Here is a 20327-nt window from a genome sequence, read left to right as displayed (position 1 = left end):
ATTGTCTGTCAACAGCGAACTGAGAATCGACCTCAACTCTGACCTCGGGGAGAACGTCCCCGACCGCGTCGTCAGCGACGATGCGGCCATGCTCGGCCTCGTCACCAGCGCCAACGTCTCCTGCGGGTTCCACGCCGGCAATCCCGAAGGCATCCGCGCTACCGTCGACGCCGCTACGAAGGGCGGAGTCGTCATCGGAGCCCACCCCGGATACGACGACTACGAAGGCTTCGGCCGTCGCGCCCTCGACGTGCCCGCAGCCACCCTGCAGGCCCAGGTCGAATACCAGATCGGCGCGCTCATCGGCCTGACCACTGCCGTCGGCGGAACCGTCTCCTACGTCAAACCCCACGGCGGCCTCTACAACGCGATCGTCCACGATGAGGCGCAGGCGAAGGTCGTCGTCGATGCCGTCAGTGCCATCGACGACTCGCTGGTCTTCCTCGGACTCGCCGGCAGCGTGGCCAACCGCGTCGCCGCCGAATCCGGGCTGACCGTCGCCGCCGAGGCCTTCGCTGACCGGTCCTACAACCCCGACGGTTCCCTGGTCTCCCGGTCGGAGCCGAACGCGGTCCTCCACGATCCCGAGGCCGTAGCCTCCCGCGTCCTGCGCCTCGTCCAGACCGGACAGGTCGAAGCCATCGACGGCAGCCTCGTCGACGTCGATGCGCAGTCCATCTGCTTCCACGGCGACAGCCAGGGATCCATCGACATGGCCCGGGCGGCCCGTGACCTCCTCGAATCCGAAGGCGTCACGATCGCCGCCTTCGCCGGAGCCGAACGATGAGCGCCGCCACCCCCACAGGCACCTCTGCCATGGACACGATGCGGGTTGCGGGTGCGGAAGCCCGCGCACGCATCCGGGCAGGATTCGACGGTCCCACCTCGGGGATGGCGCCGGGACTCGTCCAGGCGAATCTCATCTCCGTCCCCGCGGACTGGGCTTTCGACGTCCTCCTCTTCACCCAGCGCAACCCGAAGCCGTGCCCGGTCGTCGACGTCCTCGAACCCGGACAGCTGGCATCCGCGCTGGCGCCGGGCAGCGATATCCGCACCGACATCCCCGGCTACCGGATCTGGGAGAACGGCGCCCTGACCGACGAAGTCACCGACGCCACGGGGGCCTGGGAGACCCACCCGGACCTCGTGTCCTTCCTCATCGGTTGTTCATTCACCTTCGAGAACGGGCTCACCGAGGCCGGCATCCCGATCCGCCACCAGGAAGCCGGCCGCAATGTGCCGATGTACCGCACGTCGACCGCGTGCGCCCCGGCCGGTCGGATCAGCGGCGACATGGTCGTGTCCATGCGTCCGATCCCGGCATCCCAGGTCGCCGAGGCGGTGCGTATCACCGACCGCTTCCCCGCCGTCCACGGTGCCCCGATCCACATCGGCGACCCGTCCCAGATCGGCATCGACGACCTCGATACTCCGGATTTCGGCGATGCCCCGGTCATCCACGACGGCGACATTCCCGTCTTCTGGGCCTGCGGAGTCACTCCGCAGGCAGCCATCCAGGCCTCGGGAATCCCCTTCGCAATCACGCACTCACCTGGAAAGATGTTCATCACTGACGAACCGGAAGACACCTACCGCCAATGACCTCGACACCGCCGGCCGACTCCCTGACCTTCCACACCGCCTCCAGGCGTCACCTCCTCGTCGAACGCGCGGATCTGGGCGCGACGATGGCCCTGCACCACAGTCTCGAAGCCGCCGATCTGCCCGGCGTCACCGAACTCATCCCCGCCGCCCGCACAGTGCTGATCAGTTTTGATCCCGCACGCACGAACGCCGAGATCCTCGCCGAGGCAGTGCGCGGGCTCGGGCACACCGAGTCGGCCTCGGATGCGGCCCGTGAGGTGACGATCGATGTCCACTACGACGGGGACGACCTCGCCGAGGTGGCCGACCTCCTCTCCGTCTCCCCCGACGAGGTGATCAAACGCCACCAGGCCGCGACCTGGCAGGTCGCGTTCGCCGGCTTCGCTCCCGGCTTCGGCTACCTCGCCGGTGACGACGAGCTCTTCGACGTTCCCCGCCGATCGTCCCCTCGCACGCGTGTGCCCGTGGGCTCGGTGGCTCTGGCCGGTGAGTTCACCGGTGTCTACCCGCGCTCCTCCCCCGGCGGCTGGCAGCTCATCGGACGCACCGATGCGAAGCTGTGGGATCTCGATCGCCAGCCCCCGGCCCTGTTCGTACCCGGCACGATCGTGAAGTTCGCCGAGGCGGGGCGGGAGATCGTCGAGGTCGCGGGCTCGAGTGCGAGGTCGGGTGCCTCAGGTTTCTCGGGTTCGCCAGGTGCGGAAGGTGCGGCGTCGGATTCTGCGGTGGATTCAGCAGCGGATTCGGCGGCAGCGGCCTCCCATTCCCTCGAGGTGCTGCGTCCCGGGCTGCAGCTGCTCATCCAGGATCTCGGTCGACCCGGTTTCGCCTCCATGGGTGTCTCCGCTGCCGGTGCCGCCGATCGCACCGCGTTGACCGCGGCCAACCGTCTCGTCGGCAATGCCGAGACCGCTGCCGGGCTGGAGAGCTTCGGCCGCGCAGTGCTCCTGCGTTGCACGGGTGACGGCGTCGCCGCTGCCACAGGTGCCACCGGGTCGATCACCGTGACCGCGGTCGATGGCACAGTTCTCACACCCCGCCTCGGCGAGGCCTTTGCCCTGGCCGATGGGGACGAACTCGAACTCGGACCAACCGAACGCGGAGTCCGCCGCTACCTCGCCGTCCGCGGTGGAATCGCTGTCAAGACGGCTCTCGACAGCAGCTCCGCCGACACCCTGGCCGGGCTCGGTCCGGCCGCTGTGGACGAAGGCACCACGGTGGGAGTACACGATCCGCGGACGGCGCCCCACCTCGTCGATCCCACTCCCACGCAGCCAAGGGATCTTCCGCAGGCGGGGGAAACCGTGACGCTGAGCGTGACGCTGGGACCGCGCGAGGACTGGTTCACCGAGGCCGGGATCGAGACTCTGCTGTCACAGGAGTGGACGGTCACCCACGAATCCGACCGGGTCGGACTGCGACTGAACGGTGAGGTCCCGCTCGAACGTGCCCGCACCGGGGAGCTGCCCAGCGAAGGCGCGGTCACCGGTGCCCTGCAGGTTCCGCCGAACGGTCAGCCGGTGCTCTTCGGGCCCGACCATCCGCTCACCGGCGGCTATCCGATCATCGCCAGCGTCGATGATGTCGACCTCGCCGCGCAGCTGCCTCCCGGCGTGAAGCTGCGCTTCACCACCTCTGCCCGACCGACGCCGAACGCCCGCCCGGCCGAGGCACCCCGTACCGACGACAACGAAGGCTGAACAATGTCGAGAATCCTCATCGCCAACCGCGGCGAGATCGCCGTCCGCATCATCCGCGCCTGCGCCCAGCACGGGCACACCTCGGTGGCTGTCTACGCTGATCAGGACGCCGACGCCATGCATACCCGGTTCGCAGACGAAGCGTTCGCTCTGCCTGGGACGACAGCGGGTGAGACCTACCTCAACATCGATGCGATCCTGACCGCCGCGAAGTCCGCCGGCGCCGATGCCGTCCACCCCGGGTACGGATTCCTGTCCGAAAACGCCGACTTCGCCTCCGCTGTCGAAGCCGCCGGGCTCATCTGGATCGGCCCGAACGCGGAGACGATCACCGCCCTCGGCGACAAGGTCACCGCCCGTCAGCTCGCGCAGAAGGTCGGCGCTCCCCTGGCACCGGGCATCGACCGTCCCCTCGAGAACGCGGCCGAGGTCGAGTCCTTCGCCGCCGAGGCGGGACTGCCGATCATCATCAAAGCCGCCCACGGCGGTGGTGGGCGCGGAATGAAGATCGTCCACGAGCTGACCGAGGTAGCCGGCGCCTTCGAATCGGCGACCCGTGAGGCCGTCGAGGCCTTCGGTCGACCCGAATGCTTCGTCGAGAAGTACCTCGAACGTCCCCGCCACGTCGAGGTCCAGATCGTCGGCGACGGCCAGGGTCGGGTCGTGGCCGTCGGTGACCGCGACTGCTCCGCTCAGCGGCGCAATCAGAAGCTCATCGAGGAAGCGCCCGCCCCGGGACTGACGGATGAGCAGCGCGAACGCCTGCACCGTTCGGCCGAAGCCATCTGCGCCGAGGTGGACTACCGCGGTGCCGGCACCGTCGAATTCCTGCTCGCCGCCGACGGCACCATGACGTTCCTCGAGGTCAACACCCGACTGCAGGTCGAACATCCCGTCACCGAGGTGACCTCCGGGGTCGACCTCGTCGCCGAGCAGTTCCGCATCGCCTTCGGTCACGGCCTGTCACTGGAGGCGACCCCGCAGCCGGTCGGTCATGCGATCGAGCTGCGCATCAACGCCGAGGATCCCGGCCGCGGATTCCTCCCGACTCCGGGACGCATCGATGTCCTCGATGTGCCCGGCGGCCTCGGTGTGCGCTGGGATTCCGGTGTGCGTGCCGGTGACACCGTGCAGCCGGCCTTCGATTCCCTCTTCGCGAAGCTCATCGTCCACGGTCCCGACCGCGAGCAGGCGATCGCGCGCACCGTGACAGCGGCGAAGGAGCTCCATGTCGAGGGCCCGGCCACCATGGTGCCGTGCTCCCTGGCGATCCTCACCGATGAGGCATTCACCGGTCTCGGCGTCGCCGGTGTCGACGGCATCCACACCCAGTGGATCGAAGCCGAGCTGCTGCCGCGCTTCGACCCCCAGCAGCGCCCGGCCCCGGTCGCCGATGGCGAGATGCAGCGCATGTCGATCGAGATCGACGGGAAGCTCACCACCATCGGCCTGCCCGCCGCACTGCTCGCTGCCCTCGGCTCGGTCGGTGGGACCGGTCAGGGAAACACCGGCCAGGGCGGTGAGGACGGTGCCGCCGGGAACGGTGGAGCCGCCTCGGCGAGTGCCGGGGATGTCACCGCACCCGTGCCGGGCAGCCTCGTGGATTTCCTCGTCGACGACGGTGCGCAGGTGGCGGCCGGTGACGAGGTCGCGGTGCTGTCTGCGATGAAGATGGAGACCCGGGTCGAAGCACCGGTGGCGGGAACGCTGCGCCAGGTCGCGGCCGTCGGCGACGTCGTGTCGGTCGGGCAGGCCATCGCACGGGTCGACTGAGACGGCGGGCCGCCTCGGCGAAAGGATCGGTCGAGGCGTCGGGCTCGGCAACGGAATAGAGTGGTGGTCAGCAATGGTTGTCCACCATGGAGACCACCCCAATCAGGAGGAGCATTCATGTCACGTCTGTCGGTCGGCGACACCGCCCCGGAATTCACCCTCGTCAACCAGGACGGGAAGTCCGTCAGCCTCAGCGATTTCCGAGGTCAGCGGGTCGTCGTGTACTTCTACCCGGCCGCTATGACCCCGGGCTGCACGACCGAGGCCTGCGATTTCCGGGACTCGCTCTCGGCACTCAAGGCCGCCGGCATCGCCGTCGTCGGCATCTCCCCGGACAAGCCGGAGAAGCTGCAGCAGTTCATAGAGAAGGAGGGGCTCAACTTCGACCTCCTCTCCGATGAGGACAAGACGATGATGACCGAGTGGGGTGCCTTCGGCGAGAAGAAGAACTACGGCAAGGTCGTCCAGGGCGTCATCCGCTCGACCGTCGTCGTCGATGCCGAGGGCAAGGTCGAACTCGCCCAGTACAACGTCAAGGCCACCGGGCACGTCGCCCGCGTGCGCAAGGAGCTCGGCATCGACGCAGCCTGAGTCGACTGCGACTTCGTCGCATTGCCCAGGGAGCGGCGGCGGCGCGACCGTGGCCTGAGCATCGGGGCGGTCCGAGTTTTCAGCAACTCGGGCCGCCCCTGCTAATCTTGAGGACGTTGTGGCCGCGTGGGTGGCCGCTTCAGCGCGAGTGGCGGAATTGGTAGACGCGCTGGATTTAGGTTCCAGTGTCTTCGGACGTAGGGGTTCAAGTCCCCTCTCGCGTACCACGGACCCCGGGTCGGAAGTCGACACGCTTCCTCTCCGGGGCCTTTTTCTGTCTCTTCGTGAGCCGCATGCGACGAGTTCCGGACGATCCGTGCGGAATCTGCCGCACACATTCAGCACACATCGTCCGGAACTCCGCCTGAACTGATGCGGAGAACATAATGTGGTCAGTGCTGCACCGAACCCAGTGAGAGGACTGCCGATGACGACGTTCCCGGCCCCGACTATCCGCCCCGCCGCCCCGTCCGACGAGACCCGGTGGAAGGAGCTCTTCCGTGCCTACCGCGAGTTCTACCGACTGGAACCGTCCGAGGAGGTCGTCTCCCGCGTATGGGGCTGGATCATCGATCCCGATCATGAGTGCCAGGGACTCGTCGCCGAGGCGGACGGAACGATCATCGGAATCGCCGACTACCGTCGTTTCTCCCGTCCCTCGACCGGCAGCGTCGGCATCTGGCTCGACGATCTCTTCACCGATCCCGAGGCGCGCGGCAAAGGCGCCGGCCGTGCCTTGATCTCCCAGTTGCAGACGATTGCCGCGGCCGAAGGCTGTTCGGTGGTCCGGTGGATCACCGCCGATGACAACACTCAGGCTCAAGTGCTCTATGACGATGTCGCAGCGAAGACGAACTGGCTCACCTACGACGCGAAGCCGGCACAACTGTGATCGATGGGAGCAATGGGTCTGAGGCTGTCGCCCAGACCGAACCGTTCTCTGTCAGCTCTCGTCCGAGCGAGTGAGGTCCTGCGCGAAGTGCTGCTGGGCAAGCAGAACCAGCGCCTCGAGCAGTGGTGTCCGCAGCACACTGCCGAGGACGACTCCGCGGATCCGCCCCTCCAGGCTGACGGCGTCGCTGATCGCGTCGAGGTCGGTCCGGCCGACGTCTTCTGCCGCTTCGACATAGGCGTCGAGCCGTTCGAGGAGCGGAGTCAGGCCCTCGTCGGACAGCATGGCAATCGCGTTCACGGCCGCCCGATAGGCCGGCGATGAGGTTGCGCAGCGCCATCCTCGCGCGGTGATCGCACGGTCGAGGATCGCCGAGGCAGCCGTATCGTCCGTCTCGGCCTCGCCGATGAGCGCGTCCTGGGTGACGCCCATCGCTTCGATCTCCGAAGCCTGCCCGTCCACCGCATCGACGACGGCTCGCACCTTCGCCAAGGGCAGTCCGGCCACCGACGTCATCGCCCGGATGAGGCGCAGCCGCTCGAGATGAGTTCGATCGTAGACGGCTTGATTCACGCTCGTCCGTCGTCCCGGCTGCAGCAGCCCTTCTCGCAGGTAGTACTTGATGGTCGGCACACTGAGGTCCGAACGGCGGGACAGCTCCGCCATCCTCATCTCCGGTCTGTCCGTCGGCTCCTGCATCGCCCTCTCCTCCCGGCACCGCCAGCAATTTTGTGTGACTGATCTTGCTCGACCTTAGCAGATACCTCTACTATCTATTACGGATAGTTAAACTACCTATTAGAAGGAGAGGCCATGGACGCCGTCGCATTGGCCACGGTCCTCGTCACCGGTTTCGTCGGCTCAGCGGAGTTCGGGTCGGCTGCCCTGGTCCACCCGGTGATCCGTCGACTGGGGACGGACGATCAGCTCATCATGGAGAAGGGCCTGCTGAAGACGTTCGGCCGGGTGATGCCGGTGGGGATGACCGCGGCGACCGCGCTTGCCATCATCATTGCCATCGATGAGCCCAACGTCTGGCTGGTCTCAGCTGCAATCAGCCTCGGCGTCGCTCTGGTCGTGACGATCGTCGGGAACGTCCCGATCAACTCCCGGACGGGACGGATCACCGAGGAGACCGCCCCCACAGGTTTCATCGCCATGCGCAGACGGTGGGACGTCTTCCAGATCGTGCGCGCTTCGCTGCAATTGCTCGGATTCGTCCTGGTGACGGTCGGCGTCGTCGGATTCGGCTGAGGTTTCAGTCCATCCGTCGCCGGAGCTCGGCGACTCCGCTCCCGGTCAGGTCTGCCAATGCCTCCGGTCGGCCGGCCATGGCCATGACGAGATCGAGGAGACGACCCGCCACCTGCGGCCCGCTTCCGGATTCGAAGTCGGCGTCGACAGCACTGAGTCTCACCCCTTTGACCAGGGTCTTCGAGTTCACAGCGAAGTCCTTCGAGGCGAAGTATCGGGCCACCTCGACTGTCGCCTCGGCGTCGGGGATCAGGTCGAGCTCGAGTGGTCGTGCGATGTCCTGTCCGTGAACGATGACTTCGCCGAGGAAGGCCGGGAAGTCCTTGGTCGGCGCGATAGTCAGTGAGATCGAGCTGTGGAACTTCGCAAGGGTCTCCTCAGGTGAGCCACCGAGGCTGCGCTCGAGCAGTCGCGCGTTGTGCTTAGCCGGGTCGAAACCCGCCCGGACGATGCTGCGGATCCAGGCCCATCGTCCGGTGTTTGCCGCGACGCCCAGGTGGGCGACGACCTGCTCGACCGTCCAGTCTGCACACAGAGTGGCGAGCGCCCACTGCTCCGGCTCGAGGGTGGAGAGCAGATCGGCCAGGCGCGCGCGTTCCGTGTGAATGAGATCCCAGTATTCGGTCTCGTTCATCTGCTCGTCCCCTGTGATTCGTCGCCGGAGACGCTCACGCGCCCTTCACCTTCTAAGTCGAACAGCAATCGGAAGCGTTCGCAGACGACCGGCATCTCGAACGAGAACCCGCGTCGACCATGCTCCTGCCAAAACCGCTCATGGATCTCGCGCCAGACGGCCAGGGTTCGGTCGCCCTCACCTTCCGAATGGGCATGCTCGGCGGTCACCTCGCAGAACGGAACGATGTCGATCGCCGTGGTTTCGATGAGGGCTCTCGGCCGGCCTCGGCCGTCGAGGATGATGCTCAGTTCGCCCACCTCGGGGACGGATTCGTCATCGGCTTCGATGTCCCACAGCGCCGAGGCGGTGCCTGTCTTCGTCCCAGCCAGCACAAGAGCGAGGAGGTCGTCCGCATGCTCGGGAGTCGCCCCGAAGGCCCATGCTTCAGGCATCGCCTCCGGTAGGTCGGGGTTCTGTCTGCGGGCCCGCCCCCAGAACGAGTCGAGCGTGACATCGAGCTTTGCCGAATGACTCACGACACAGCCTCAAGCCGATGCTTCAGACCTTGGATCAGGCTAGTCAGCCCAAACTCGAAGGACGCCACCGCTGACGAGTTCTCGCCGAATCGAGGATCCAGCGCACCTCGAATCTCCGCAAATCTATCTCCGGCCGATTCCTGAGTGATGAGGTCGACCGGAGCGACGATGTCCAAAGCGGAACCGAGGACATAGGCTTCGACGGACCGCATCACCGCCACAGTCTGACCCTGCGGCCACCCCCCTCGACGAAGTCCACCGATCACTGAGTCATACATTTCATACGTTGAGAGGTCTCGAATCGAGGTCGTGGCCAGCAATCGGATGAGGTTCGGGTGGTCGGCGAAGGCTCTGAGATACGTCCGGGCCCACAGCTCCAGAGCTCTGTCCCACGGCATGCTCTCCGACGATCCCTCGACCCTAGAGAATACTTGAACGTCGATTCCAGCCACAATACGGGCGCGCATCAATTCGATGAGTTCACCTCGGCCGGAGACATGGTTGTACAGAGAGGACACCTGTCTGTCGACGCGAGCCGCCAGAGTTCGCATCGACAATGACTCTTCGCCGAGGTCGTCGACAAGCGCGAGCGCGGCATCAACCAGCCGATCCTGATTCAATCTCACAGAATGCTCGCTCTCAATTTCGCACTTCCCTACATCTTTCGAGCAGTGTATCGTGTTCCCAGTCACATACGAACACTGTTCGTGTAAACGCCGGTGCGGCCGGCCACACGCAATGGAGCAGGAGGACGGCCATGAAGACTCAGCACTTCCACAACGGCACGGTCTGGCTAGGTGCCGGTGCCGAACCTGCGGACTCCCTTGTGGTTCAAGACGGCATTGTCGTTGCCGCTGGTTCACACGCGGTGGCTCTCGTCCTCGATCGTGTCTCGCGCCACGACGGCGCAGAGTTTGAGTCCATCGATCTCGACGGCGGGTTCCTCATGCCGTCCTTCGGCGACGGCCATGCTCATCCGATCTTCGGTGGCATGGAAGCAGAGGGCCCACGGGTGAGATCGTGCACGAGCGTCGAAGAGATCATCGCTGAAGTGAAACGGTACGCCGAGGCTCACCCCGACGACGACTGGATCACTGGTGCCTCATATGACGGCAGCCTCGTACGCGACGGCCTCTTCGACGCCGAATGGCTTGACAGAGCCGTGTCCGACCGACCGGTCGTCCTTCGCGCTTGGGACTACCACACCGTGTGGTGCAATTCTCGAGCATTGGAACTCGCGGGAATCACTGCCGCAACCCCGGAGCCGCAGATAGGCGAGATTCCTCGCCGAGACGACGGCTCACCGCTGGGCACTCTGCGTGAATGGGGTGCAATTGATCTGATCGGCGCCGTTCGTCCGCCACACCACGATTCCGTCCGACTTCGCGCTCTCGATCGGGCAGCCGACTATTACCTGGCTCGAGGCGTCACTTGGGTCCAGGACGCTTGGGTGGAGCCAGCCGATGTCGAGACCTATGCGTCCGCCTCTCAGCAGAATCGGCTCAAACTGCGATTCAACCTCGCGTTCTACGCCGATCCCCGCCGCTTCACGCAACAGCTGCCCGAAATGCTTTCTGCGCGCCAAAGGATCGAGGAACTCTCGGATCCGTACCTGACCGCTCAGACCGTGAAGTTCTTCGCCGACGGAGTCATCGAGAACGAAACCGGTGCGCTCATCGAGCCCTACTGCTCCTCCCTTCACAACCACGGCATGCGAGTCTGGGAAGGAGATTCGCTGGCAGAGGCGGTTCGCGAAGTCGACGCGGCGGGTTTTCAGATCCACATCCACGCCATCGGCGACGCGGCCGTTCGACAAGCATTGGATGCCATCGAGTACACAATCCGGAACAACGAAGCCCGTGATCGACGGCCGGTGATCGCACATGCCCAGATCATCGACTCTGCCGACCTGTCCCGCTTTGCTGAACTCGGCGTCATCGCGAATATGCAGCCTCTGTGGGCTCAGCTCGATGACCTCATGACAGTACTCACTGTCCCCCGGATCGGCAGAGAACGCGCCGTGGCGCAATATCGGATGCGCAGCGTCCTCGACAGCGGCGGACACCTTGCGTTCGGTTCGGACTGGCCCTGCACGTCAGGTGCGCCGCTCGAGGGTCTCGCCGTTGCCGTGAGCAGACAGACCGATGACGGTGAGCCCGACGGCGGGTGGACTCCCGAAGAGATCCTCGACGTCGAACGCTCTCTCGACGCTTATTCGGCTGCGGTTGCCCACCAAGCATTTGCAGACCAAAGCCCCGACGAGTGGGGAGTGATCCGTCCGGGCGCGAGCGCCGACTTCATCGTTCTCGATTCGGATCCTCGAACACTTCTCCCACAGGTACTGTCTGATGCCCCTGTTCGCCGCACATACCTGCGCGGCGTGGCCGTCCATCCAGCGGACTGAATCGAAAGGACAATGATGTCCCATTCCAATCACAACGCCACCGCTCAAGACACCTCCCAAACCCACCTGAAACGTGCACTCGGGGTACCTTCACTCGTCTTCTTCGGCCTCGTCTATATGGTTCCGCTGACCGTCTTCACGACTTACGGAATCGTCACCCAGGTCACCGGCGGCCGCGTCCCGGCCGCTTACGTCATCACGTTGCTGGCAATGGTGTTCACCGCCAGGTCATACGCGAAGATGGCCGGGGCGATGCCCTTTGCCGGTTCGGCATACACGTACACGCAGAAGAGTTTCGGTGCAGGAATCGGCTTCGTTGCCGGCTGGGCACTGCTTCTCGACTACTTATTCTTGCCGATGATCAATTATCTCGTCATCGGCATCTACCTCAGCGCAGCCTTCCCCATGATCCCTGCTTGGGTCTTCGTCGTCTCTGCCATTGTTCTCGTCACCGTCCTCAACGTCATCGGAATCGTCTCCGTTGCACGGGCCAACATCGTCATCATCGCTGCTCAAGCAATCTTCATCGTTGTCTTCGCCGCGCTCGGCATCGCCTCATTCACCGAATCCGGTGCTGTCGACCTAGCGGCGCCGTTCACTGGTGACGGCTCGGCACCCGGATTCGACAATGTCATGGCCGGCGCAGCGATACTGTGTCTGTCATTCCTCGGCTTCGATGCGGTCTCGACTTTGTCCGAGGAAGCCAAGGACGCGAAGAGAGCAGTCCCCCGCGCAATCGTCATCGCCACTGTCACCGGCGGCCTCATCTACATTGTTCTGTCATACCTGGCTCAGCTGGTCTTCCCGTCGAATCAGTTCGCCGATGTCGATTCAGGCGCGCTCGACGTCATGGCGGCGGCCGGCGGCGAATTCCTCACCGCCTTCTTCACCGCCGCCTATGTCGCCGGAGCATGCGGCTCAGCTCTGACCTCGCAGGCATCAGTCTCACGCGTTCTCTTCGCGATGGGTCGAGACGGCGTGCTCCCGAAAAGCTACTTCGGCCGCTTGTCACCGCGCTTTCACACACCCACGATTGCGACTCTCACAGTCGGCGGAGTCTCTCTGCTTGCGCTCGCCGTCGACCTCGCATTCATATCGGAGATGGTCAGCTTCGGTGCTCTGATCGCGTTCTCAGCAGTGAATCTGTCGGTCATCAAACACTTCATCATCGACGAGAAGAATCGTGGTTCACGTGCTGTTCTCAGTTCGATCGTTCTACCGGGAATCGGATTCTGTCTGACCCTGTGGCTGTGGACGAGCCTGTCTCCGCGAACTCTTCTCATCGGCGCAATCTGGCTGGTTCTCGGAGTCGGATACCTCGCTTTCGTCACACGGGGCTTCCGTCGGCCGACACCGATGCTCGACCTGGCAGACTGACGCCTCCGCACCCAGCTTTCCGAATTCGCCGTTGGCTCCGCCGACTCCGACCAGCCGGAGGTCATGGCACGGGCGTGACGCGATCGCACTTCGTTCATCGCCTGTAGGGTCGGGACTTCACCGTCCCGTCCCCGCAGGCGATGACACATCCGGCGGCCATCCACGCTCCCCACACATGCCAGGCTGCAGGGACATCCAGCAGTCCTGGAAAGCAGCATCAGCACCGCAGAGGACACTGCCAGGCGAAGGTCTGAGGTTTGGTACGCCCTGCTCCAATATGCACACCGAGGAACCTGATCAGTTGAGAGGAATCTGTACCTAAACGGCTGTCGACGCCGATGGTCTGCCGTGGCGTACGCTGCACCGTGCTTCGCCGTGCCGCACACCGTGCCGCAGCGAAATATACCCCGCCTCTTGTAATAGTGTGCGTCACACACTATCGTGTGATGCATGAACGAAGAAGCAGTGAAGGCTCTGGCCACCCACGAACAGGAGCTGCGACGCGGCACCGTGGTCTTCGCCAGCCTCGTCGCCTGTCGACGGCCGCAGTACGGCTACTCGCTGCTGACGACGCTGACCGAAGCCGGCATCGCCACCGAAGCGAACACCCTCTACCCCCTGCTGCGGCGGCTGGAGAAACAGGGGCTGCTCACATCGGTTTGGAACACCGAACAAGCCCGTCCCCGCAAGTACTACACGCTCACCGACAGCGGCGCCGAAGTCGCCGCCGCACTGCACAGCCACTGGCTCGAACTCGACTCCAGCATCACCAAGCTCTGGAAGGACGGCACCCCATGAGTGCGCTCACCGAAATCTACGTCAACAACGTCACCCGCCACCTCCCCGAAGAGTCCCGCCCGGACATCGCCGCCGAGATCACCGCCACGATCGACGACATGGTCTACGCCCGCCTCGGCGAGGATGCCGACAGTTCCCCGGATCACACGGCGACTGTCGAACGCGAAGTCCTCGAAGAGCTCGGCGATCCCGTCGCGCTGTCTCGGGAGTACTCGAACTCACCACAGCATTTCATCGGCCCGAAATCGTACCCGCTCTTCCTCTGGAGCCTGCGCTGGATCCTGCCGGCCGTCGGCCTGCTGGCCATTCTCACGAATGTCGTGGTCACCCTCGCCACCTCCCCCGACGTCCAGATCGGCGAACTGATCGGCAAGACCGTCGGCAGCACCGTCACCGCGCTGCTGACCGCCTTCGCCGTCATCACGATCATCATCGGCCTCGGCGACCGCAGTTCGGACGGCGGCGCAGCCGAAACGATGCGCAAACGGAAGTCGGGCACGTGGACGATCGATGACCTCGACCGTCGCGATTCCCACAGCAGGCAGATCCGCGCCGAGGCGGGGCTCGGGCTGGTCTTCATCGTCGCCCTGGCAGCCATCCCATTCATCCCCACGACCCTGCTCTACGTCGGCCACCTCAACAATGGGGAGACGTTCATCAACCCCGACCTCGGCGTCGGCTGGCTGGTCGGCTACTGGGCCTTCCTTGCCCTCATGGCCGCCGTCGAGATCATCAAGTTCACGACCGCCTCGGCGAAACCGGCCGTGGCCCTCATCGGCGGAATCGTCGACGTCGCCATGGCCGTCTTCCTCACCATCGCGCTGCTCACTCAGCCGGTCCTCCACCTCGAGCTCACGAACACCGCGAACGCCGACATCCAGCAGATCATCACGGTCATCGCGATCTGGACCATCGTGATCTGGGACCAGGTGAGCACCTGGCGGATCTATCGCCGCAATCGTCGGTGAGGTTGTGCGGTCGGGACGGCCACCTGCCGTCCCGATCGCACAGCTGCCGACCCGATCGCACACCAGCCGTCCCGGTCGCACGGCTGCCGAAAGGCCTCAGGGGCGGCGGCTGGCGATGACCGTGAACTTCTTGTTCCGGGCCAGCTGCTGACTCGGTCCGATGATCGATTCGAGACGATCCCGGTAGCGCAGATGCGAATTGAACACCGTGAGCACCTGCCCGCCCGGAGCCAGATGCTCGGCGGCCGTGGCCATGAGCGCCGCGGCCGTCTCTGTCTCGATGGTCGTTCCCTGATGGAACGGCGGATTGAGCAGGACCAGGTCGAATCCGCCCAGGCCCGCGAGCGCCGGCTCTTCCCGGTCCGCGGCATCACCGAGGATGATGTCAACGTCGACTCCGTTCGCCTCCGCTGTGGCCCTCGCCGAGGTGACCGCCGCCTTCGACACATCGACGCCGAATCCCGTATTCGCCCCCGAGGCCCGCATGGCCACGGTGAGCAGCCAACCGTTGCCGCAGCCGAGGTCGAGCACAGACTCCAGCGCTTCACCCGGGAGCAGCCCCAGCAGAGAGTCGATGAGCAGCTCCGAGCCCTCATCGCTCTTCGTCCCGGAGAAGCAGGCCCCATGTGCGCGGACTTCGAGCTCACCGACACCGCCGTGGGAGATCACTCCGCGGCGCGGGAATTCCGGCAGGCTCGGAGAGGACAGGGGGCGGCTGCCGATGATCATCCGGTGCTTGCCGACCCCGGGAGAGACATCGACTCGACCGAAGCCGCGGGCAAGTTCCTTGTTGACGCCGCGGCTCATCGCATCGCTGCGGCCGATGACGATGATGGTGCTCACGAACGGCTGCAGCACCGCGATCGTCTCGGTGAGCGCGTTCAGCGCCTTCGGAGCGTTGACGACGGCCCAGGTCTCCCCCACCGCGAGTTCGGCCAGTTCCGCGATCTCTCTGAGCTCGCTCACCGCCAGCACGGGTGCCGCTTCGGTACCGAGCTCTCCGGCTACTCCCGCGGAATCGCCGGCGCCGGCCGAAGACTCGACCGCCGCAGCCGAGGCCCGCGCCTCGTCGAGCCGGTCGTTGTATGTGCACACCTGCGTCAGACGGCTGAGCAGGGTCGCCTGCAGGCCGTGCCCATCATCGACGAGGATGAGGTTCTCAGGGACCTCAGCTGAGAGTTCGGCGGCGACGAAGGCGCCTTCGGTGTCTCGGCCCGAGACGTCGAGGACTCCGCAGCGGCGTCCGATGACGTAATCGATGAGCATCCGCGCCTGCGGCAGACCGGGCATGTCGCTCAGCCGGGGGTAAGCCGCCAACAGTTCCCGGCTGCGGTGGGCGGCGGCGGAGTCAGAGGGCAGCAGGGAGGCGGACATTCGATCAGTCTAAACCGAGCGGGCCGTGTGCCGCCTCCTCGCTTGTGTGCCGTCAATCACCGGCCGAGGCCCTCCCCGCAGAGTGAACAGCCACCCGTCCGAACTGGGCGGATATGCTAGTAGTTGAGAGAGCTTCGTCCAATGTCGCACCAGGAGAGATCATGACAATCCTCGTCGGTTATTCCCCGTCGCCCGAAGGCAAGGCCGCTGTCGAATTCGGCATCGAGCAGGCCCGCGCATTCGACGACGTCCTCGTCGTGCTCAATGCCGGAATCGGTGAGACCCCCGACGAACGCGGCGTCGCCACCAGCAAAGACATCGAGGAGCTCAAGGAGACTCTGAAGTCCTCCGACGTCTCCCACGAGATCCTTCAGTTCCTCCGCGGCAACGATCCCGTCGAAGAGCTCCTGGCGCTGGCCGAGGCGACCTCCGACACCCGCATGATCGTCATCGGTTCACGCCGCCGCTCCCCTGTCGGCAAGCTCATCATGGGGTCGACGGCCCAACGCATCATCCTCGACTCCGACGTCCCCGTCGTCTCGGTCAAGGTCGACCGACGGACGAAGAAGTAACCGCGGCGAAGGACTCCCGATACTGCGATGGGCTCGTCCCGACCGAGCGGCGGAAGTGCTCACGCAGCTGGGTCGCCGACGAATAGCCAACCTTCCGCCCGATCGTCTCGATCGACAGGTCGCTGACCTCGAGCAGCTCCTGTGCCGCGCGGATCCGCTCCTGCGTGATCCATTGCAGCGGTGTCGTTCCGAGCTCCTGCTTGAACCGCCTGCCCAGCTGCCGTACGGACACGTTCGCGTGCCGGGCCAGGGCAGGTGCGTCGATGTCCTCGCCGAGGCGGCTCGCCGCCCACTCGAGCGTGGCCGAGAGCCCCTGATCGGCGGCTGCGGGAACCGGCCGCTCGACGAACTGCAGCTGGTTTCCGCTGCGGGCCGGGGCGACGACCATTCTCCGCGCGATCATGCGGGCCGTCGTCGCTCCGATCTCGCGTCGGACGATGTGCAGACAGGCGTCGATCGCCGCAGCGGTGCCCGCGGCCGTGACGATCTGCCCCGCATCGGTGAACAGGTTGGCCTCGACGACGTCGATGCGTGGGAAATCGCGTGCCAACTGGTCGGCGAACAGCCAGTGAGTGCTCGCCTGACGACCATCGAGGAGGCCCGCGCCGGCGAGCAGGAAAGCACCGCTGCACAGTGAGACGATCACGGCACCCTCCGAATGGGCACGGCGGAGGGCTGCCCGTTCCGCCTCGGTGCCGGTGTGGGGCAGGCTGGCGCTGACGATGACGACGTCGGCGCCGCGAAGGCCCTCGAGACCGTGCGTGGACTCGATCCTCACCGTGGAGACGTGCTTCGTCTCCAACCAGCGCGGTCCGTCCTCCGAGCAGGCGCGGAAGTCGATCGGCGGTGACCCGACTTCCGTGCGATCGATCCCGAAGACCTCGGCCGTAACGCCGAATTCGAAGAGTGAGAGCCCATTGCGAACGAGTACTGCTGCGGTGAACATGGTCCCAGTATGACCGAAAACCGGTGAGGCGTGTCGTTTAAGACACTCGTGGTTCTCAGCGATCGACGGTTGAGTGGAGTCATGACTTCACGACGCACCTCTGCGACCTCGGTCGCACCATCACAATCGTCTGCACCGAGGTTCCCCGACGGACACCATACGGGGTGGGCGAGGATCTGGTCACTCGGACCGGGCGTGGCCGCAGGTCTGTCATCCGTCGTCGGAGCCGGACTCATCGCGGTGCCGGCCGCCGTCCTGCATGAGTCCGGAGGCGCGGCCGCTCTCACCTGGATCATCGCGGCGCTCGTCTGCCTGCCCATGCTCATGCTCTTCCGCGACACCGTCACCGCCTCGGGGCACAGCGCCGATCCTCTTCGCGAGACGATCGGGGTCGGGCTGGGGCGTCGTCCCGCGGAGATGGTCCCCCTCATGTTCTCGATGGTCGTGGTCGTCGGACTGCCCTCGGGGTCCGTGATGGCGGCGCGGAACCTCGCGGCCATCATGGCCATCGACGTTCCCGAGATCGCGATCGCCGCCGCGCTCATGGCCTTCGCCGTCGTCGTCAATCTGCGCGGCCGGTCGCTGGGCAGCACTGTCGAGCGCGTCGGCGCGGTGGTCCTCGCCATCGCCATCGTCGCGGTCGTCGCCTGGTCTCTGCTGCACCCGAGCCGAACGCCCGACGTCGTCCCCGACATCCCCGAGCTGGCCCTCATCCCCGCCGGGGCGCTCATCGCGTTCTGGGCGTTCATCGGCTTCGAGAATCTCACCTTCCTCGCCCGTGAGCTGCCGGATCCACGGCGTGACTTCGCCCCGGTGGCGATCATCTCGCTGGCACTGCTGCTGGTCCTCGTCCTCACCCTCACCGTGGCCGTTCAGGCGCAGTCGAGCCAGGTCGATCCGGTCACCGGGATCGTCGACGCTCTGCGGTCCACGCCGTGGGGAGGAGTCGCCGCAAGCGTCCTGGCCGCCATGGGGATCCTGGCGATCACGATCAATGCCGTGGCCTGGACCAGGGGCGTGGCCACCATCGTCGCTGTGGCCGCGACGGAGCGGATTCTGCCGCGGTCCTTGGCCGTCGAAACCGGTGCGACGCCGCGCCGGGCCATCCTGGTCCTCAGCGTCGGATTCACGGTGTCGCTGGTGATTCTCCTGGTGAGACCGGATCTCGTCGTCGACATGATCGCCTCGGCCAGCGGCGTCTTCGTCATCATCTACATCATGTGCATCGTCGCCTACGTCCGCACCGCCGGACTGCGAGTGTGGAGCGTGGCCAATCTCGCGCTCGTCCCGCTCATGGCATGGTCGCTCATCGCATCGGGGCCCCGCGCGATCTTTCCCGTCGCGGTCTTCCTCGTCGCCGGTGCGGTCACCCTCGCCCGGGCCCGAAACCGAGCGTGAGGTCCTTCAGTCACCGACGATGGCGGCGACCAGGGCGTCGACGTCCTCGGTCGTCGTATCGAACGCACACATGAGGCGGACGATGTCCTTGGCCAACGGCCAGTCCGCGAAGGCGAACGTCTGTCGGGCCCGGGCGGCCACCTCGGCGGGCATCCGGACGAACACGACGTTCGACTCGACCTTCTGCACGATCTCGAGCCCGGGGACACGGCCGCGTTCGGCCGCCTCGGCGAGTCTGTGGGCAAGGTGCTGCGCCATCGCATTCGACCGGGTGGCGGAGTTGCGCCACAGATCGCCCTCGTACAGTGCGTTCAGCTGAGCGGAGAGGAAGCGCATCTTCGAGGCCAGCTGCAGGTTCATCTTGCGCAGGAATCGCATTCCGTGGCCGATGTCGGGGTTCAGAACGACGACCGCCTCGGCACCGAGCAGGCCGTTCTTCGTTCCGCCGAGGCTGAGGATGTCGACTCCGACCACAGTCGTGATGTCGCCGAGTCCGACGCCGAGGTGGGCGGCGGCATTGCCGAGTCGGGACCCGTCGACGTGGAGGATCATGTCGTTCTCGTGCGCGGTGGCCGCGATCGCCGCGATCTCGTCCGGGGTGTAGGTCGTGCCCCATTCGGTGGACTGGGAGATGCTCACGGCCAGCGGCTGCGCATTGTGTTCGTGGCCGCGGCCGATGATCGCACCCATGATGGTTTCGGGGGTGAGTTTGCCGTTCTCGGTGGCGGCACCGACGATCTTGAGCCCGCCGACCTTCTCCGGGGCTCCGGTTTCGTCGTAGTTGATATGCGCCGAGGCGGCCGTGATCACTGCGGCCCACCGCGGCAGCGCCGACTGCAGGGCCAGGACATTGGCTCCGGTGCCGTTGAAGACGGGGAACGCCTGGGCCTCGGGCCCGAAATGGTGGGCCATGATGTCGCGGAAGCGCTGTGTCCACGGGTCGCCGCCGTAGCCGGGCGTGTGGCCGACGTTGGCCTCGGCGATGGCGGTGATGACTTCGGGGTGGACTCCGGCCCAGTTGTCGGAGCCGAAGTTGCGCGGGTGCGCGGTCGGTCTGGTGTCGACGGGCGGGGCGGCGGTGCCGATGTCGGGGAGGATGTCCGCGGGGTTCGTCGACGGCGTTGTCTGATCAGGTGTCTGGGAGTTCACGCTCTCAGACTAGTACGTGCCGCGCGAGGTGTGCAGTGCGGTCCACGCGCGGCGAATTGTCCGGAGTGGAGTCGCCGGCGTCACGCACCTCTCCATACACCCGCTGGCTCAACGTGCATGCGCAGAGCATGTGTGCGCTGCGCCCGCACGTTGACCCAGCTGTTGCGCACCGCCACAATCGGCGCAGTTCATCCTCCAAAGACAGCAGCTGGCTCAAAGTGCAGGAGCAGAGCATTTATGCCGTGCGCGCGCCCTGTCAAGCTGTTTGGAGTCACTCACGCTGCTAGCGTGTCTATCTCTCGATGGTTGATCCCGACGACCTCGGCTGGTGCCGGGGTCGTCGGTGGTTTCGCGAACCGTTCCGGATGCTGCGC

Annotated in this window: 20 protein-coding genes and 1 tRNA gene; 14 read left to right on the top strand and 7 right to left on the bottom strand. The window is 65.5% G+C overall.

Going from position 1 to position 20327, the window contains the following annotated elements; translation table 11 throughout:
• Nucleotide 1: 1 nt before the first annotated feature.
• The 7 genes from BLIN9172_RS01640 (at nt 2) to BLIN9172_RS01610 (ending at nt 6561) form a co-directional block, all read left to right on the top strand.
• Nucleotides 2-787: a LamB/YcsF family protein gene (locus BLIN9172_RS01640; RefSeq protein WP_373270434.1), complete on the top strand. Its 786-nt coding sequence runs from the start codon at nt 2-4 to the stop codon at nt 785-787.
• Nucleotides 784-1602 (top strand): putative hydro-lyase, encoded by an 819-nt coding sequence (locus BLIN9172_RS01635; protein ID WP_101553575.1) that lies wholly within the window; start codon nt 784-786, stop codon nt 1600-1602. Before BLIN9172_RS01640 ends, BLIN9172_RS01635 begins: the two co-directional genes overlap by 4 nt.
• The gene (locus BLIN9172_RS01630; RefSeq protein WP_101553574.1) at nt 1599-3305 is read left to right on the top strand and encodes a 5-oxoprolinase subunit B/C family protein; all 1707 of its coding nucleotides are present in this window, start codon (nt 1599-1601) and stop codon (nt 3303-3305) included. The genes BLIN9172_RS01635 and BLIN9172_RS01630 overlap by 4 nt, the downstream gene beginning before the upstream one ends.
• 3 nt (nt 3306-3308) lie before the next feature.
• Nucleotides 3309-5078, top strand: a complete 1770-nt coding sequence (locus BLIN9172_RS01625; RefSeq protein WP_101553573.1) for an acetyl/propionyl/methylcrotonyl-CoA carboxylase subunit alpha — start codon at nt 3309-3311, stop codon at nt 5076-5078.
• 117 nt (nt 5079-5195) lie between these two features.
• A complete protein-coding gene (gene bcp, locus BLIN9172_RS01620) occupies nt 5196-5669 on the top strand; it encodes a thioredoxin-dependent thiol peroxidase (RefSeq protein WP_101553572.1) in 474 nt (157 codons plus the stop codon).
• Between the two features lie 142 nt (nt 5670-5811).
• Nucleotides 5812-5896 (top strand) — tRNA-Leu (locus BLIN9172_RS01615).
• Nucleotides 5897-6096: 200 nt separating this feature from the next.
• Complete coding sequence (locus BLIN9172_RS01610; protein ID WP_101553571.1) at nt 6097-6561, top strand: GNAT family N-acetyltransferase; 465 nt, start codon at nt 6097-6099, stop codon at nt 6559-6561.
• Between the two features lie 51 nt (nt 6562-6612).
• Here BLIN9172_RS01610 and BLIN9172_RS01605 read toward each other — a convergent pair whose 3' ends face one another.
• Nucleotides 6613-7260, bottom strand: coding sequence for a MerR family transcriptional regulator (locus BLIN9172_RS01605; RefSeq protein WP_197021741.1), 648 nt, complete (start codon nt 7258-7260; stop codon nt 6613-6615).
• A 114-nt stretch (nt 7261-7374) separates the two neighbouring features.
• Between BLIN9172_RS01605 and BLIN9172_RS01600 the strand changes: the two genes are divergently transcribed.
• Nucleotides 7375-7815: an anthrone oxygenase family protein gene (locus BLIN9172_RS01600; RefSeq protein WP_101553570.1), complete on the top strand. Its 441-nt coding sequence runs from the start codon at nt 7375-7377 to the stop codon at nt 7813-7815.
• A gap of 4 nt (nt 7816-7819) precedes the next feature.
• Here BLIN9172_RS01600 and BLIN9172_RS01595 read toward each other — a convergent pair whose 3' ends face one another.
• The 3 genes from BLIN9172_RS01595 to BLIN9172_RS01585 all read right to left on the bottom strand — a co-directional run bounded on the left by BLIN9172_RS01595 (nt 7820) and on the right by BLIN9172_RS01585 (nt 9659).
• Nucleotides 7820-8449, bottom strand: coding sequence for a maleylpyruvate isomerase family mycothiol-dependent enzyme (locus BLIN9172_RS01595; RefSeq protein ID WP_101553569.1), 630 nt, complete (start codon nt 8447-8449; stop codon nt 7820-7822).
• The gene (locus BLIN9172_RS01590) at nt 8446-8883 is read right to left on the bottom strand and encodes an ASCH domain-containing protein (protein ID WP_101553774.1); all 438 of its coding nucleotides are present in this window, start codon (nt 8881-8883) and stop codon (nt 8446-8448) included. Before BLIN9172_RS01590 ends, BLIN9172_RS01595 begins: the two co-directional genes overlap by 4 nt.
• A gap of 80 nt (nt 8884-8963) precedes the next feature.
• A complete protein-coding gene (locus BLIN9172_RS01585) occupies nt 8964-9659 on the bottom strand; it encodes a TetR/AcrR family transcriptional regulator (RefSeq protein WP_240811908.1) in 696 nt (231 codons plus the stop codon).
• 65 nt (nt 9660-9724) lie between these two features.
• On the opposite strand from BLIN9172_RS01585, the gene BLIN9172_RS01580 reads away from it, so the two are divergent.
• From BLIN9172_RS01580 to BLIN9172_RS01565, 4 genes are all read left to right on the top strand, one after another.
• The gene (locus BLIN9172_RS01580; protein ID WP_101553567.1) at nt 9725-11371 is read left to right on the top strand and encodes an amidohydrolase; all 1647 of its coding nucleotides are present in this window, start codon (nt 9725-9727) and stop codon (nt 11369-11371) included.
• A gap of 15 nt (nt 11372-11386) precedes the next feature.
• On the top strand, nt 11387-12748 hold the full coding sequence (locus BLIN9172_RS01575; protein WP_101553566.1) for an APC family permease: 1362 nt from the start codon (nt 11387-11389) through the stop codon (nt 12746-12748).
• Between the two features lie 450 nt (nt 12749-13198).
• On the top strand, nt 13199-13546 hold the full coding sequence (locus BLIN9172_RS01570; protein WP_101553565.1) for a PadR family transcriptional regulator: 348 nt from the start codon (nt 13199-13201) through the stop codon (nt 13544-13546).
• Nucleotides 13543-14514: an HAAS signaling domain-containing protein gene (locus BLIN9172_RS01565; protein ID WP_101553564.1), complete on the top strand. Its 972-nt coding sequence runs from the start codon at nt 13543-13545 to the stop codon at nt 14512-14514. The genes BLIN9172_RS01570 and BLIN9172_RS01565 overlap by 4 nt, the downstream gene beginning before the upstream one ends.
• 96 nt (nt 14515-14610) lie before the next feature.
• Here the strand turns inward: BLIN9172_RS01565 and BLIN9172_RS01560 are convergent, their stop codons facing one another.
• A complete protein-coding gene (locus BLIN9172_RS01560) occupies nt 14611-15888 on the bottom strand; it encodes a class I SAM-dependent methyltransferase (protein ID WP_101553563.1) in 1278 nt (425 codons plus the stop codon).
• 161 nt (nt 15889-16049) lie between these two features.
• On the opposite strand from BLIN9172_RS01560, the gene BLIN9172_RS01555 reads away from it, so the two are divergent.
• The gene (locus tag BLIN9172_RS01555) at nt 16050-16460 is read left to right on the top strand and encodes a universal stress protein (RefSeq protein ID WP_101546844.1); all 411 of its coding nucleotides are present in this window, start codon (nt 16050-16052) and stop codon (nt 16458-16460) included.
• On the opposite strand, the gene BLIN9172_RS01550 is transcribed toward BLIN9172_RS01555, so the two are convergent.
• Nucleotides 16432-17406, bottom strand: a complete 975-nt coding sequence (locus BLIN9172_RS01550) for a GlxA family transcriptional regulator (RefSeq protein WP_101553562.1) — start codon at nt 17404-17406, stop codon at nt 16432-16434. The two genes, BLIN9172_RS01555 and BLIN9172_RS01550, sit on opposite strands and share 29 nt — an antisense overlap.
• 81 nt (nt 17407-17487) lie before the next feature.
• Between BLIN9172_RS01550 and BLIN9172_RS01545 the strand changes: the two genes are divergently transcribed.
• Nucleotides 17488-18804, top strand: coding sequence for an APC family permease (locus tag BLIN9172_RS01545; RefSeq protein ID WP_101553561.1), 1317 nt, complete (start codon nt 17488-17490; stop codon nt 18802-18804).
• A gap of 6 nt (nt 18805-18810) precedes the next feature.
• On the opposite strand, the gene BLIN9172_RS01540 is transcribed toward BLIN9172_RS01545, so the two are convergent.
• Entirely contained in the window at nt 18811-19890 is a 1080-nt protein-coding gene (locus BLIN9172_RS01540; RefSeq protein ID WP_170286856.1) for a threonine aldolase family protein, read from the bottom strand.
• Nucleotides 19891-20327 lie beyond the last annotated feature (437 nt).

This window comes from Brevibacterium linens ATCC 9172, assembly GCF_900169165.1.
Taxonomy (GTDB): Bacteria; Actinomycetota; Actinomycetes; order Actinomycetales; family Brevibacteriaceae; genus Brevibacterium; species Brevibacterium linens.
This window is presented reverse-complemented; position numbering and strand designations above follow the sequence as displayed.

Coding starts and splice junctions, on each gene's coding strand:
- BLIN9172_RS01635 (WP_101553575.1), top strand. CDS start 784: ATGAGCGCCGCCACCCCCACAGGCACCTCTGCCATGGACACGATGCGG.
- BLIN9172_RS01590 (WP_101553774.1), bottom strand. CDS start 8,883: ATGCCTGAAGCATGGGCCTTCGGGGCGACTCCCGAGCATGCGGACGAC.
- BLIN9172_RS01545 (WP_101553561.1), top strand. CDS start 17,488: ATGACTTCACGACGCACCTCTGCGACCTCGGTCGCACCATCACAATCG.
- BLIN9172_RS01550 (WP_101553562.1), bottom strand. CDS start 17,406: ATGTTCACCGCAGCAGTACTCGTTCGCAATGGGCTCTCACTCTTCGAA.
- BLIN9172_RS01560 (WP_101553563.1), bottom strand. CDS start 15,888: ATGTCCGCCTCCCTGCTGCCCTCTGACTCCGCCGCCGCCCACCGCAGC.
- BLIN9172_RS01575 (WP_101553566.1), top strand. CDS start 11,387: ATGTCCCATTCCAATCACAACGCCACCGCTCAAGACACCTCCCAAACC.
- BLIN9172_RS01595 (WP_101553569.1), bottom strand. CDS start 8,449: ATGAACGAGACCGAATACTGGGATCTCATTCACACGGAACGCGCGCGC.
- BLIN9172_RS01600 (WP_101553570.1), top strand. CDS start 7,375: ATGGACGCCGTCGCATTGGCCACGGTCCTCGTCACCGGTTTCGTCGGC.
- BLIN9172_RS01610 (WP_101553571.1), top strand. CDS start 6,097: ATGACGACGTTCCCGGCCCCGACTATCCGCCCCGCCGCCCCGTCCGAC.
- BLIN9172_RS01570 (WP_101553565.1), top strand. CDS start 13,199: ATGAACGAAGAAGCAGTGAAGGCTCTGGCCACCCACGAACAGGAGCTG.
- BLIN9172_RS01565 (WP_101553564.1), top strand. CDS start 13,543: ATGAGTGCGCTCACCGAAATCTACGTCAACAACGTCACCCGCCACCTC.
- bcp (WP_101553572.1), top strand. CDS start 5,196: ATGTCACGTCTGTCGGTCGGCGACACCGCCCCGGAATTCACCCTCGTC.
- BLIN9172_RS01605 (WP_197021741.1), bottom strand. CDS start 7,260: ATGCAGGAGCCGACGGACAGACCGGAGATGAGGATGGCGGAGCTGTCC.
- BLIN9172_RS01630 (WP_101553574.1), top strand. CDS start 1,599: ATGACCTCGACACCGCCGGCCGACTCCCTGACCTTCCACACCGCCTCC.
- BLIN9172_RS01625 (WP_101553573.1), top strand. CDS start 3,309: ATGTCGAGAATCCTCATCGCCAACCGCGGCGAGATCGCCGTCCGCATC.
- BLIN9172_RS01555 (WP_101546844.1), top strand. CDS start 16,050: ATGACAATCCTCGTCGGTTATTCCCCGTCGCCCGAAGGCAAGGCCGCT.
- BLIN9172_RS01580 (WP_101553567.1), top strand. CDS start 9,725: ATGAAGACTCAGCACTTCCACAACGGCACGGTCTGGCTAGGTGCCGGT.